15 protein-coding genes and 2 pseudogenes are annotated in these 13857 nt (G+C 45.6%); 9 read left to right on the forward strand and 8 right to left on the reverse strand.

Annotated elements, in window-relative coordinates; genetic code table 11:
* The first annotated feature begins 103 nt into the window (after positions 1–103).
* Both rapC and phrC read left to right on the forward strand, forming a co-directional pair.
* A complete protein-coding gene (gene rapC / locus M1D98_RS02140; protein ID WP_268523683.1) occupies positions 104–1252 on the forward strand; it encodes a response regulator aspartate phosphatase RapC in 1149 nt (382 codons plus the stop codon).
* The gene (phrC, locus tag M1D98_RS02145; RefSeq protein ID WP_010330797.1) at positions 1236–1358 is read left to right on the forward strand and encodes a phosphatase RapC inhibitor PhrC; all 123 of its coding nucleotides are present in this window, start codon (positions 1236–1238) and stop codon (positions 1356–1358) included. The genes rapC and phrC overlap by 17 nt, the downstream gene beginning before the upstream one ends.
* 97 nt (positions 1359–1455) lie before the next feature.
* Here the strand turns inward: phrC and M1D98_RS02150 are convergent, their stop codons facing one another.
* The 3 genes from M1D98_RS02150 to M1D98_RS02160 form a co-directional block, all read right to left on the reverse strand.
* The gene (locus tag M1D98_RS02150; RefSeq protein WP_026014550.1) at positions 1456–1551 is read right to left on the reverse strand and encodes a YjcZ family sporulation protein; all 96 of its coding nucleotides are present in this window, start codon (positions 1549–1551) and stop codon (positions 1456–1458) included.
* A gap of 136 nt (positions 1552–1687) precedes the next feature.
* Positions 1688–1801, reverse strand: a complete 114-nt coding sequence (locus M1D98_RS02155; protein ID WP_039075856.1) for a YjcZ family sporulation protein — start codon at positions 1799–1801, stop codon at positions 1688–1690.
* Positions 1802–1953: 152 nt separating this feature from the next.
* A complete protein-coding gene (locus M1D98_RS02160) occupies positions 1954–3318 on the reverse strand; it encodes an aspartate kinase (protein WP_121641891.1) in 1365 nt (454 codons plus the stop codon).
* Between the two features lie 387 nt (positions 3319–3705).
* On the opposite strand from M1D98_RS02160, the gene yclN reads away from it, so the two are divergent.
* Genes yclN through M1D98_RS02180 form a run of 4 tightly spaced genes read left to right on the forward strand, consistent with a single transcriptional unit; the run spans position 3706 to position 7326 of the window.
* Positions 3706–4656: a petrobactin ABC transporter permease YclN gene (gene yclN / locus M1D98_RS02165; protein ID WP_010330800.1), complete on the forward strand. Its 951-nt coding sequence runs from the start codon at positions 3706–3708 to the stop codon at positions 4654–4656.
* Entirely contained in the window at positions 4649–5596 is a 948-nt protein-coding gene (gene yclO, locus M1D98_RS02170) for a petrobactin ABC transporter permease YclO (protein ID WP_010330801.1), read from the forward strand. Before yclN ends, yclO begins: the two co-directional genes overlap by 8 nt.
* Positions 5590–6348, forward strand: a complete 759-nt coding sequence (gene yclP / locus M1D98_RS02175; protein ID WP_456279957.1) for a petrobactin ABC transporter ATP-binding protein YclP — start codon at positions 5590–5592, stop codon at positions 6346–6348. Before yclO ends, yclP begins: the two co-directional genes overlap by 7 nt.
* A 21-nt stretch (positions 6349–6369) precedes the next feature.
* Positions 6370–7326, forward strand: a complete 957-nt coding sequence (locus M1D98_RS02180) for a siderophore ABC transporter substrate-binding protein (RefSeq protein WP_268551000.1) — start codon at positions 6370–6372, stop codon at positions 7324–7326.
* Positions 7327–7369: 43 nt separating this feature from the next.
* Here M1D98_RS02180 and M1D98_RS02185 read toward each other — a convergent pair whose 3' ends face one another.
* From M1D98_RS02185 to M1D98_RS02200, 4 genes are all read right to left on the reverse strand, one after another.
* A complete protein-coding gene (locus M1D98_RS02185) occupies positions 7370–8788 on the reverse strand; it encodes an MDR family MFS transporter (RefSeq protein ID WP_456279958.1) in 1419 nt (472 codons plus the stop codon).
* A gap of 19 nt (positions 8789–8807) precedes the next feature.
* Positions 8808–9686 (reverse strand): TetR/AcrR family transcriptional regulator, encoded by an 879-nt coding sequence (locus tag M1D98_RS02190; protein WP_121641894.1) that lies wholly within the window; start codon positions 9684–9686, stop codon positions 8808–8810.
* 162 nt (positions 9687–9848) lie between these two features.
* Complete coding sequence (locus tag M1D98_RS02195; RefSeq protein ID WP_010330806.1) at positions 9849–10598, reverse strand: NADPH-dependent oxidoreductase; 750 nt, start codon at positions 10596–10598, stop codon at positions 9849–9851.
* Positions 10599–10614: 16 nt separating this feature from the next.
* The gene (locus M1D98_RS02200) at positions 10615–10902 is read right to left on the reverse strand and encodes a putative quinol monooxygenase (RefSeq protein WP_019713321.1); all 288 of its coding nucleotides are present in this window, start codon (positions 10900–10902) and stop codon (positions 10615–10617) included.
* Between the two features lie 140 nt (positions 10903–11042).
* Here M1D98_RS02200 and M1D98_RS02205 point away from each other — a divergent pair, with 140 nt between their 5' ends.
* Entirely contained in the window at positions 11043–11357 is a 315-nt protein-coding gene (locus M1D98_RS02205) for an ArsR/SmtB family transcription factor (RefSeq protein WP_010330808.1), read from the forward strand.
* A gap of 1 nt (position 11358) precedes the next feature.
* Here the strand turns inward: M1D98_RS02205 and M1D98_RS02210 are convergent.
* Positions 11359–11843 (reverse strand): annotated as a pseudogene (locus M1D98_RS02210) (GntR family transcriptional regulator); the annotation flags it as partial.
* Here M1D98_RS02210 and M1D98_RS02215 point away from each other — a divergent pair.
* A pseudogene (locus M1D98_RS02215) lies at positions 11835–12338 on the forward strand (aminotransferase class III-fold pyridoxal phosphate-dependent enzyme); the annotation flags it as partial. The pseudogenes M1D98_RS02210 and M1D98_RS02215 sit on opposite strands and share 9 nt — an antisense overlap.
* 69 nt (positions 12339–12407) lie before the next feature.
* Entirely contained in the window at positions 12408–13796 is a 1389-nt protein-coding gene (gene gabD, locus M1D98_RS02220; protein ID WP_456279959.1) for a succinate-semialdehyde dehydrogenase, read from the forward strand.
* Positions 13797–13857: the final 61 nt, after the last annotated feature.

Raw genomic sequence — 13857 nt, forward strand, 5'->3', positions numbered from 1 at the left:
TTGCGTGCCCCCGAAACAAAGATTGCGTGTTTTTCGGGGTGGGAGGGTCTCTAAACATGATAAAATATGACATAAACAGTTTTTGATGGGAGAGGGTGAAGGAATGAAGAGCGGGGTAATTCCTTCTTCAGCGGTCGGTCAAAAAATTAACGAGTGGTACAAATATATCCGCACATTCAGCGTGCCGGATGCCGAAGTGTTGAAAGCTGAAATCCAGCAGGAACTGAAACACATGCAGCATGATTCCAACTTGCTGCTTTATTATTCACTAATGGAATTCCGCCACCAGCTTATGCTTGATTATCTTGAGCCGTTAGAGAAGTTAAATATCGAGGACCAGCCAAGCCTGTCTGAATTATCAAGAAACATTGACAGCAACCAGGCGGATCTCAAAGGGCTGCTCGACTATTATGTGAATTTTTTCCGCGGGATGTATGAGTTTGATAAGCGGGAATTTATTTCGGCGATTACATATTATAAACAGGCGGAAAAAAAGCTATCCTTTGTCGCAGACCATATTGAGCGTGCTGAATTCTATTTTAAAATCGCGGAAGCTTATTATTATATGAAGCAAACGTACTTTTCACTGATTAATATAAAAAACGCCTATGAAATTTATGTGGAGCAGGAAACCTATAATGTGAGAATCATTCAATGCCATTTCGTCTTCGGGGTCAACCTGATGGATGAAAGGAATTTTGAACAAGCCGCACGCCATTTCAAATTGGCGCTCGATATGGCCGAAGCAGAACAAAAAGCCCAGTTGGTCGGAAGGGCATACTACAATCTCGGATTATGCTATTACAATCAAGACCTTATTGACCCTGCTATTGACTACTTTGAAAAAGCGGTCTCCACGTTTGAAAGCAGCCGGATCATCAATTCACTGCCGCAAGCCTATTTTTTAATCACCCTGATTTATTATAAACGGGGAAAACATGATAAAGCTTCGGCATATCACAAGCGGGGCTATGAATATGCTAAAGAAACAGACGATGCAGACTACGCGGTAAAATTCGAGTTTTTGCAATCCCTATATCAGCAACAGCCCAATGAAGAAGGAATCGATCGATGTTTCCAATACTTAAAAAATAAAAATATGTACGCTGATATAGAGGATTTAGCCCTAGAAGTAGCAAAATATTACTATGAACAGAAATGGTTCAAACTGTCTGCTTCCTACTTTTTACAAGTTGAAGAGGCAAGAAAACAAATACAAAGGAGTGAAGGTTTGTATGAAATTGAAATCTAAGTTGTTTGTTATTTGTTTAGCCGCAGCTGCGATTTTTACAGCAGCCGGCGTCTCTGCTAACGCGGAAGCACCCGACTTTCATGTGGCGGAAAGAGGAATGACATAAAAACCAGCCCCTTCTCATTGCGAGAAGGGGTTTTTTACAGAAACAGCGCCGCAAGACATGTCTCTTTCGGCGCTGCCCTTCCATGGAGAATATTTTCTTAGTATCCTCCGTTATAAAACGCAGTACCCACAATAATCAAGAGGATAAATAACACAACGATCAAAGCAAATGAGTTTCCTCCATAACCTGACATCTTGTGCCACCTCCTTGTGAGATTACCTTATTATATGCGCAATGGCCAGAAGAGGATTGGGTATAGACATATCAAAACAAAAACGCCGTAAGACTAATTTTAGTCTTACGGCGCCTATGAGGTAAGTGAAAAAGGTTTAGTAGAAGCCGCCGCCTACATATGCCGCTCCAACAATAATCAAAAGAATAAACAATACAACGATTAAAGCGAATGAATTATTGTAACCGCCGCCGCCAGTGTATCCTGACATAAGGCTCCACCTCCCTATCATGGATACTATAAGATATGCGCAACAGATCCATTTGACAGGGCCATTAGTGGACAAGAGAAAAAATGGACAATTTGGCTATGAGCCAGGCCGCATAAAAAATAGCGGGATGTTTGCGCCCGCTATTTATGTAACTAAGAGATCAGCACGCCTGCGAAAAATTCCTGATATAACGCTTGAACGGCTTTTCTTTCTTCGGCTTCTTTTACGCCGAACATCATGCTTACCTCAGAAGATCCCTGATTGATCATTTCAATATTCACATTTGCCTCTGATAATGCTTTGGCCGCTCTTGCCGTTGTGCCGACATTGTGGCGCATCGCTTCTCCAACAACCATAATCAGTGCGAGATGATGCTCGACAATGACTTCGTCGGCCTGCAGGTCCTTTTCGATCTGTTTAATCACGCTGCGTTCGGCGGCAGTATCCATTTGATCCTCGCGCAAGATGATGGTCATGTCATCAATACCCGATGGAACATGCTCATACGTCAAACCATGCTCCTCGAGGATTTGAAGGGCTCTGCGGCCAAATCCGATTTCTCTGTTCATTAAATACTTGCTGATATAAATGCTGCAAAAGCCTGTATCGCTGGCGATGCCGACGACAGGGCCGTTTGTGTTATCCCGCTTGCTGACGACGCGGGTGCCTTGGGCTGACGGGTTATTCGTATTTTTGATTTGCACGGGAATCCCCGCTCTAAACGCCGGAATGAGCGCTTCGTCATGAAACACTGAAAACCCCGCGTAGGACAGCTCCCGCATCTCTCTATATGTCAGCTCGCTGATTTCCTTGGGATTTTTAACGAAGGACGGATTGACAGAGTACACAGCGTCTACGTCTGTAAAGTTTTCGTACAAATCGGCTTGAAGCCCGTTGGCAAGAATGGAACCCGTAATATCAGAACCGCTCCGTGAGAATGTGATCACATCGCCAGTCTTGCTGAACCCGAAAAAACCGGGAAAAATAATAAGGCCGTCACGTTCCCGAAGACGATAGAGATTTTCATAGGATTCAGGAAGAACTTGTGCGTTGCCGGGTTCATTTGTCACAAAAAGGCCGGCATCCTTCGGGTTGACATATTCCGCTTTGACGCCTTTATGGCGGAAATAGGCGGCGATCAGCTTGGCGTTGTTATCCTCTCCGCTAGCTTTGACTGCGTCAAGATATTGCTCGGGATTGTTTTGCTCTCCTTCTAAAAGCGTATACAGATCATCGCGGATTTTTTCGATAATGCTTTGCTCCAACTGAAGCTCATTGGCGATGAGGGCATACCGTTCCATAACAGCTTCCGCCAATTCAGGGGCGCTGCCTGATGCCAAATATTGTTCTGCACATGCGATTAAGAGATCAGTCACTTTCGTATCCTCAGCATAGCGTTTTCCCGGAGCTGAAACGACGACAGCTTTCCGTGCCGGGTCTGAGGTTACGATGTGAAACACCTTTTCAAGTTGGGCACCTGAAGCAAGTGAGCTGCCTCCGAATTTAACGACCTTCATGTTCACATCTCCTAATGTTTAAAATTTTCAAATAAATTTAGTATACATTATCTCTCTTTCAGTCCTGTAAATCAAGGATAATTTCTTTCTGTAATGAACATTTGTGTTTTCCACGAGGATTAATGTCAGGTTTACTGACCGCATACATGCGTGGTGAAGATAAATATGGTAAACAGCCTAACGATTTGGGATGGAAAATGAATCGAATGATTAGTAAAATTGAATAAATGACTACATTAATATTTTGAAAGAATATTGACTAACACTAGAAAAATGGTAATATTGTAAATGATAATGATAATCAATTACTATATGGCCATATTGTTTTGAGTCCTTGCGGAAGTAGGAGATACGTTCTTTTTGCTGTAAGGATTGTAAGGAGGCAGCATGAAGCTACGTTACTTATTTATTCTACTTATCATATTAGCAATCACATCTGTGTTTATCGGCGTAGAAGATCTGTCGCCGCTTGATCTCTTCGATTTAAGCAAACAAGAGGCATCAACGCTGTTTGCAAGCCGTTTGCCGCGATTGGTCAGCATTCTTATCGCGGGCTTAAGCATGAGCATTTGCGGTTTGATTATGCAGCAGATCAGCAGAAACAAATTCGTGTCACCAACAACGGCGGGCACGGTGGATTGGGCGAGGCTTGGCATTTTAATTTCTTTGCTGCTGTTTACATCCGCCAGTCCTTTAATCAAAATGCTGGTCGCGTTTGTCTTTGCCCTTGCAGGGAATTTTCTGTTTATGAAAATTCTTGAAAGAATCAAGTTCAACGACACCATCTTTATTCCGCTTGTCGGTTTAATGCTCGGGAATATCGTCAGTTCCATCGCGACATTTATCGCATATAAATATGACTTGATCCAAAATGTGTCATCATGGCTTCAGGGAGACTTCTCTTTAGTCGTGAAAGGAAGATACGAGCTTCTTTATCTGAGTATTCCGCTCGTCATCATTGCCTATTTCTATGCGGATAAATTTACAGTGGCCGGTATGGGAGAAAGCTTTTCTGTCAACCTCGGCCTCAAGTATAAACGAGTTGTGAACATCGGGCTCATGATCGTGTCCCTGATCACGTCTCTTGTCATTTTGACTGTCGGTATGCTTCCGTTTCTCGGTTTAATCATCCCGAATATTGTATCGATGTACAGAGGAGACAATTTGAAGAACAGCCTGCCGCACACGGCGCTGTTGGGAGCGGTTTTTGTGCTGTTTTGTGATATATTGGGCAGAATCATTATCTTCCCTTATGAAATCTCGATTGGCCTGATGGTCGGAATCATCGGCAGCGGCATTTTCCTGTTTATGCTGTTAAGGAGAAAAGCGTATGCGTAACCAGGTGAAAATTGCGTTGCTCGTTGGTTTATCCATTGTATGTATCGGCTTATTTCTATTTTATGATGTAGGCAATTGGGATTACACCCTGCCGAGAAGAATCAAAAAGGTCGCCGCCATTGTGCTGACGGGGGGAGCGATTGCGTTTTCGACGATGATCTTTCAAACGATTACGAACAACCGCATTCTGACACCGGGCATCTTGGGCCTAGATTCTCTCTACATGCTGATTCAGACCGGCATCATCTTTTTGTTCGGTTCTGCAAATATGGTCATCATGAATAAAAACATGAACTTTATCATCTCTGTTCTGCTGATGATCGTGTTTTCTCTAGTTTTGTATCAGCTCATGTTCAAGGGAGAGGGGAGAAATATCTTTTTCCTTCTGCTCGTCGGCATCGTGTTTGGCACGCTGTTTGGCAGCCTGTCTTCCTTTATGCAGATGCTGATTGACCCGAATGAGTTTCAAGTTGTGCAGGACAAGATGTTTGCCAGCTTTAACAACATTAATACGGATTTGTTATGGCTTGCGTTCATCATCTTCCTGCTGACAGGCGTTTATGTCTGGCGTTTTACGAAGTTTTTTGACGTGCTGTCGCTCGGTCGCGAGCACGCCGTGAATTTGGGCATTGACTACGACAAAGTGGTGAAGCAGATGCTGGTCGTGGTTGCGATCCTTGTTTCTGTTTCAACAGCGCTAGTCGGGCCGATTATGTTTTTAGGGCTTCTTGTCGTCAACCTGGCGAGAGAATTCTTGAATACATATAAGCACTCATACTTAATCGCAGGCTCCGTCTTGATCAGCATCATCGCCCTGGTGGGAGGACAATTTGTGGTTGAGAAAGTATTTACCTTCTCAACGACGCTGAGCGTCATTATCAATTTTGCCGGCGGGATTTATTTTATCTACTTGCTGTTAAAGGAGAATAAATCATGGTAGAGGTCAAAAAAGTAAGCAAACAATATGGGGGGAAAGTTGTCCTTGAAGAGACGTCAGTCACGATTCAAAAAGGCAAAATCACCTCGTTTATCGGGCCTAACGGCGCTGGCAAAAGCACGCTGCTGTCTTTGATGAGCCGCCTGATCAAAAAAGACTCCGGCGAGATTTTCATAGACGGCCAAGAGATTGGATCCTGCGACAGTAAAGAGCTTGCTAAAAAAATGAGCATTTTGAAGCAGGCGAACCAAATCAACATTAGGCTCACCATCAAAGATCTTGTCAGCTTCGGCAGATTTCCGTACTCACAAGGCCGGCTGACAGAGGAGGACTGGGTTCATATCAACCAGGCGCTCGGCTATATGAAGCTGGAAGACATTCAGGACAAATACCTGGATCAGCTGAGCGGCGGACAGTGCCAAAGGGCATTTATCGCAATGGTCATTGCCCAGGACACCGATTATATTTTTCTGGATGAGCCGCTGAACAACCTGGATATGAAACATTCAGTTGAAATTATGAAACTGCTGAAACGGCTGGTAGAGGAGCTAGGAAAAACAATCGTGATCGTGATTCATGATATCAATTTCGCATCCGTCTACTCCGATCATATCGTGGCCTTGAAGGACGGCCGAATCGTAAAAGAGGGGCCGCCTGAGGAGATTATTGAAACCTCTGTGCTTGAGGAAATTTACGATATGACCATCCCGATTCAGACAATTGATCATCAAAGAATAGGTGTTTATTTTTCTTAATATATAGAAGAGGTGAGGAGCATGAAAAAGTTCGCATTACTATTCATCGCGTTGGTAACGGCAGTTGTCATTTCCGCATGCGGAAACCAAAGCACAAGCAGCAGCAAAGGTTCTGATTCAAAGAATGAACAAATCACAGTGAAACACCAGCTGGACAAAGACGGCACAAAAGTGCCAAAGAATCCTAAAAAAGTCGTCGTATTTGATTTTGGAAGCTTAGATACGTTAGATAAACTCGGTCTTGATGATAAAGTGGCGGGCCTGCCGAAACAAGCCCTTCCTAAGTATCTGTCCCAATTCAAAGATGACAAATATGCTGATGTCGGAAGCTTAAAAGAGCCAGACTTTGAAAAAGTGGCTGAAATAGACCCTGATCTGATCATTATTTCAGGAAGACAATCTGAGTCATACAAAGAATTCTCTGATATCGCGCCGACGATTTACCTTGGCGTGGACACAGCGAAATACATGGAGTCATTTAAGTCAGACGCGGAAACAATCGGTAAGATCTTTGATAAAGAAAAAGAAGTAAAAGATGAACTTGCAACAATTGATAGCTCAATTGCAGACCTTAAGAAAACAGCTGAAAAGCTTAACAAAAACGGTCTTGTCATCATGGCGAACGACGGAAAAATCAGCGCGTTCGGTTCTAAATCAAGATACGGCTTGATCCACGACGTATTCGGCGTGACACCGGCTGATAAAAACATCAAAGCGTCTACTCACGGACAAAGCGTTTCTTATGAGTACATTTCAAAAACGAACCCGGATTATCTGTTTGTCATTGACCGCGGTACAGCGATCGGAGAAACATCATCTACAAAACAAGTTGTTGAAAACGATTATGTGAAAAACGTAAACGCAGTGAAAAATGATCACGTCGTTTACCTTGATTCTGCTACTTGGTACTTATCAGGAGGCGGACTTGAGTCTATGACGCAAATGATTAAAGAAGTGAAAGACGGTTTAGAGAAGTGAAAAAATGAGCCTCCGCTTAAAAGCGGGGCTCTTTTTTTATGGATCAGCGTGCGGGCTGCTGTTCGGCAGGGCGCTGAGGTTTCTTTAATGTAAAAGAGAGAAGGAAGCCGGCAAGCGCGATGCAGGTTGCCACAAGAAATGCGGCGTTCATGCCGTGCAGGGCTGCGTGTTTCGCATTTGTCGTGCCTGCGTGTGCCGCTTGGTTGCTCATGACGGATACCAATAGTGCGGTTCCGATCGAGCCGCCGACTTGGCGGATGGTGTTGTTCATCGCTGTTCCATGCGGGATCAGGTGGCGCGGCAACGCGTTGATTCCGGCAGTGGTCACGGGCATCATGATCATGGCGGTACCTAAGAGACGAACGGTATACAACATAACAATCCAAGCGAGTGACGTATGGTCGGTCAGCTGCATAAACGGCAGCGATGTCAGGAAGATGATGCAGAAACCAGCGATCGCCAGCCCTCTTCCGCCGACACGGTCAAAGATTCTGCCGATGATCGGTGACATGAAGCCCATCACAATGGCTCCCGGAAGAAGCATGAGTCCTGTATCAAAAGCTGTGACGTCTCTGACGTTTTGTGTATAAAGCGGCAGGATGGTTTCCGTACCGATCAATAGTGCAAAGACAAGCGTTCCAAGCAGTGTTGTTAAGCTGAACACGCCAAACGTGAAGACGCGGAATTCCAGCATCGGTTTTTCAAGCTTCATTTGTCTCGTAATAAACAAGATCAGTGCGACGACACCCACCAGCAGTGAAATCAAGACGGTTGAACTGGTCCAGCCGTAAGAGCCGACGCTTGAGAAGCCGTACAGAAGGCCGCCGAATCCAAATGTCGATAGGATGACTGATAAAATATCAATCTGTGTCTTTCTTAAAGTCGTCACGTTCTTCATTAGGATGCTGGCAAGAAGCAAATCAATCACAGCAAATGGAAGAATGATATAAAACAGAGATCTCCAAGAGAAAGCTTCGACTGCCCATCCGGAAAGCGTTGGTCCGATCGCAGGCGCGAACGAGATGACCAATCCGACCATACCCATCGCTTGGCCGCGCTTTTCAATCGGAAAGATTGTCAAAAATACGGTCTGCATGAGCGGCATCATAATACCGGCACCAGCTGCTTGAATGATACGCGCTGTCAGAAGAACCGGAAAGTTCGGCGCGAACGCTCCGACAACTGTTCCGGCAGTAAAAATGCTCATTGCTGTAATGAGCAGCGTCCGGCTCGTGAATTTCTCAATTAAAAACGCGGTGATCGGAATTAAAATCCCGTTGGTTAACATAAATGAAGTTGTCAGCCATTGCGCTTGGTTGGCATCTACATTGAATTCCCTCATAATATGGGGAAGCGCGGTAATTAACAGCGTCTGATTCAAGATCGCGACAAACGCCCCGGCTAATAAAATGCCGACAATGATAGAACGGTTAAAAGGTTTTGGTGCAATACTTTTTTCCAATACATATCCCTTCTTTTCTTTACGTAATTAACAGTGTTTTTAACATCGAAACGGGCTGTGTTAAAACACCGGTTTGTTCCAGATAGCCAATCAGTGATTTGAGCAAAAAAGCGCGGGGTTCTTCCTTCTTCGCTTCTTCTTCCAGCATGGCGGCTGCGGATGTCAATTCATCTACGTCATAGTCCGCGGCGGGCAGGGAAGAGATGCCTTGGTATAATTCTTTCAGGGTTTCCGACAACAGGGCTGATTTATCCTTTGGTTTGCAGGAGGATGCTGAATGAATATAAAGCTCGATGGCTTCTGGAGGAAGGAGAGACTTCCGGGTTTCCTTGTTTTTGACAAGCTGATTGAGGGTGCTGATGATAAACGCTGCGATTGGGTCAAGCTCAAGCGGTTTTTCCTCTATTTTGATCAGCATGACAAACTCACGCATCATGCCGTGAAGAATGATGACCAAATCCCACACGAACGGGAGAATGGTTTCTCCATATGCCTGAATCAGCGAATCGCGGTGCCAGCGGATAATCGTTGATCTGGTCTGATGGATATGCTGTTTGACTCGGTTATTATGCAGCTTGGGGTCTCCGTAGGTCAGCATATTGAAAAATTGCTGATTCCGCCTGAAGCCTTCCAGCTCCATTTTGACCTTTTGCATCAAACGCTCCTCGGGTGTCAGCTCGGTATTTTCCTGAAGTCTTGAGGCCGCGGCCACCATTTGCTTCTGGTTAAATGCCAGCAGCTCTAAAAGCAGATCTTCCTTAGACTGAAACAGCTTATATATCGAAGCTTTTGACATCTTACATTCTTCTGCGATCGCCTGCATGGAAACTGATGTAAAATCCTTCTCCGAAAACAGCTTTCTCGCAGCTAACAAGATATCTGTTTTTTTATCAAGCATCTCATGGCTTCCTTCTTTCCTGAACATTAGAAAACCCATTGGTTCACACAAAACCAATGAGTAACAATGAAAAAATTTTACCAAATAAACGAAATAGAAGTCAATGGATTTTAACCGGACAATCAAAAGGCCCGCCGGAAAATCCGACAGGCCGGGTGAGGCTTATTTTTCAACTTTAAATCCTTGTTTTTCAAGCATTTCACGGATGTGTGGATAGTACAGGCGCTCATAATAGGATGCGATGCCCTGTGACCAGTTTCTTGTTTCTTTTCCGTTTGTCCGCTCTTTCATATATTCAGACATCGTCTCGTCATATGTCTGGATGTGGGACGTCAGCTCATCTTGAGTCAAATAGGTTTCCTGATGATTGACGGCTTCCTGTGGAAGACGCGGTTTTTTCGCCGAACGGTCTGCGGGATGGCCGATGACAAGACCGGATACAGGGAACACGTATTTTGGAAGCTCAAGCAGTTCAATCAGCTCTTGAGGGTTTCCGCGAACCGCGCCGATCGGTACCGTGCCCAATCCGAGGGATTCGGCAGCTGCTGTCGCTGTGCCAAGGGCGATACCAGCGTCTACGGCGCCGACAAGAACAGATTCCAAACCGTTTGTGATCTCCATATTGAAATCATGCAGATCTTCAAGCGCGATTTTAGCCCGGTTGAAGTCTGCGCAGAACAGAAGGAAAACAGGAGCCTGATCAATCCAAGGCTGTCCGCCTGCCAGCTCGGAGATTTTCTTTTTGCGTTCTTTATCCTGCACTGTGATCACAGTCACTTGCTGTCCGTTGATCGAAGTTGGGGCTGCTTGCACCGCTTGAATGATGTGGTCCAATTGTTCCTGGGATACAGGCTCATCTGTATAGCTGCGAATCGAACGGTGGTCTGTTAATGATTTGATGACTTCATTCATATGGGACACCCTTTCTTTACTCGCTAAGCTCTGTGCGGACAACATCAAGAGGGGCGCTCAGCAGTTCTTTTCCTTTTGCGACAAATCCTTGGAAATGCGCAGTTTCATTGTGGAATTTCATCGCCGCTTCATCTTTCCATTGCTCAAGCATTACAAATGTATTTTCTTCGCCTACTTTTTCAAATAGGTCGTATTGCGCGTTGCCTTCCTCAGCTCTTGAATGCTGAACAAGCGATTGCGCCTCGTTCAAAAATTCCTCGCGTTTTTCTGGTTTTACTTTGATGTAAGCTTGTAATACGATCATGTCAATCTCCTCCATCGTTATGCTGATTTTATTGTTCGAATTTCATCGAACTAACTGTATCATGTATTCAAAATGAGGTAAAGGAAAAACCCTCAAATAGTAAAATTGTCATTCTAATTGTTGTGTGATACATTTGTGTCATGAACATTCCAAACCATCCAGAAACAGAAACGTTGCAGTTGACAAAGGTTCTTCACGCACTGAGTGATCCGCTTCGTTTAGAGCTCGTCAAGCAATTAGCTGAAGCGAAAGAAAAAACGTGCGGCACCTGTGCGGATGTACAGGTTGCCAAGTCGACCTTGTCGCATCATTTTAAAGTACTGAGAGAATCAGGCATCGCTCAAGTTCGGATAGAAGGGAAGCGCCGGTATTATTCGCTTCGCGCTGAAGACCTTGAAAAGGCGTTTCCCGGCCTGCTTGAAGCCGTACTGAATGTGGACCAGGACCGCTGGTGAATCAATCCCCTGTACCGGGGATTTTTTTATGCCCGTAAACAGCACGGAACAGCCTCTCGACACCCTCTTGAATGTCTTCTTCCTTCAATCGCGCGAAGCCGATAATCAGAGCGGGCCGGCCTGTTTGCCGTTTGTTTTCTTTCAAGCCAAACCGGCTCATTCCGAAGATTTCGAGCTGCTGGCCGGCGGCATGTGCCAGGATGTCTTGTTCGGTGCGGCTTGTATGAAATTCGGTGATGAAATGCAGTCCCGCATTTGCCCCTTGTACGGATACCTCTCCTCTGAACTTTGTTTCTAAAGCGGTGATCAGGCGCTCTCTCTTTTCTTTATAATGCTGCTTCATTTTCTTAATATGCTTCTGATATTTTCTCCGGATTCAATAAATTCCTGCAGGGCGCGCTGCGTAAGCGAGGAACATGTCTGCAAATCATAGCCCCGCTGTTTATATGTCCGCAATAGCTCCGGCGGCAAAACCATATAGCTGATGAAATTCAAACCGGTTTTGCCAGAACAGGCACTTATTTCGCCATTGAACATTTTGATGTTGTTCCTGATATGATCACGGTTTCTAAATCACTAGCGGCGGGCCTCCCGTTAAGCGGTGTGATCGGCCGTGCGGAACTGCTTGATGCGGCGGCTTTAGCTGTTTTGGATATCATTGAAGAAGAAGGGCTGAATGAGGGATCTGAAGAAATTGGCAAAATGATTGAAAGAAAGGCATATGAATGGAAGCGAGAATCCCCGTCATCGGTGATATCCGGGAGACTCGGGGCAATGGCGGCAATCGAAATCGTCAAGGATCTGGACACGCGAGAGCCTGATAAGGCGAAAGCGGCAGGGATTGCGGCGTATGCGAATCAAAACGGATTGCTTTTGCTGACAGCGGGAATCAATATGATTCGCTTTCTGACGCCGCTCGTCATCTCAGACAGCCTTCTGAATGAAGGGCTCAGCATCTTGGAGGCGGGCCTGCGAGCGTAATCATTGGAAAGAAAACGGCTGGGTCTGCTATCATTTTAAGTAATCATAAAACAGAAAGGAATGTTCAATATGCCAGATCAATTAACGGTCTACAACCCGGCTACGGGCGAGGAGATCAAAACGATTCCCCAGCAGTCCGCCCAAGAAGTAGAAGAAGCCATTGAACGTTCACATCAAGCGTTTAAAACGTGGTCCAAAACATCAGCGAATGAAAGAGCGTCTCTTTTGAAAAGATGGTATGAGCTGATTGTTGAACATAAAGAAGAACTTGCAAATGTAATTACAAAGGAAAACGGAAAACCGTATCAGGAAGCGGTCGGTGAGGTCCTATATGGCGCAGGTTATATCGAATGGTTCGCAGAGGAAGCGAAGCGTTTATACGGAAGAACGGTTCCTGCTCCGACAACCGGCAAACGAATTGTCGTCACACGCCAGCCAGTCGGCCCGGTTGCTGCCATCACGCCATGGAATTTCCCGAATGCGATGATTACACGCAAAGCGGCGCCTGCTCTTGCCGCCGGCTGTACGTTTATCATCAAGCCGGCACCGGACACACCGCTGTCTGCCTATGAGCTTGCGCGGCTCGCATATGAAGCGGGCATTCCAAAAGATGTTCTGCAGGTTGTCATCGGAGACGGCGAAGAAATCGGGAACGTGTTCACAAGCAGTCCAAAAATCCGCAAAATCACGTTCACAGGATCGACGCCGGTCGGGAAAATCCTCATGAAAAACAGTGCGGACACCGTGAAACATCTCTCTATGGAGCTCGGCGGACATGCACCGCTGATCGTGGATGAGGATGCAAATATTGATCTTGCCGTTGAACAAGCGATGGTGTCCAAATACCGCAACGCGGGCCAAACCTGTGTATGTGCCAACCGCCTGATCGTTCATGAATCCATCAAAGATGAATTTGCTGCGAAACTGAGCGAGCAAGTGTCTAAGCTGAAAGTCGGAAACGGGCTTGAAGAAGGCGTCAATGTCGGCCCGATCATCAACAAAAGAGGCTTTGAAAAAATCGTCAGCCAAATTGATGATGCTGTTGAAAAAGGAGCGAAGGTTCTTGCAGGGGGCACGTATGACCGAAACGATGACAAAGGCTGCTACTTCGTCAACCCGACAGTGCTCACCGATGTGGATACGTCAATGAATATCATGCATGAGGAAACATTCGGCCCGGTTGCACCGATCGTCACATTTTCTGATATTGATGAAGCGATTGAGCTTGCCAACGATACCCCGTACGGCTTGGCTGCTTACTTCTTCACAGAAAACTACCGCCGCGGCATCTATATTTCCGAGAATCTCGAGTACGGCATTATTGGCTGGAATGATGGCGGGCCGTCAGCGGTTCAAGCGCCATTCGGCGGAATGAAAGAAAGCGGAATCGGCCGCGAAGGCGGTTCGGAAGGCATCGAACCTTACCTTGAAACAAAATATATGTCCATCGGTTTGTAATAAAATGCAAGCTCCTAGAGCTGCCGGATCTTCCGGCAGCTCTTTTTGTGTTCCGGCGAAT

It is taken from the genome of Bacillus sp. K7, assembly GCF_053903245.1.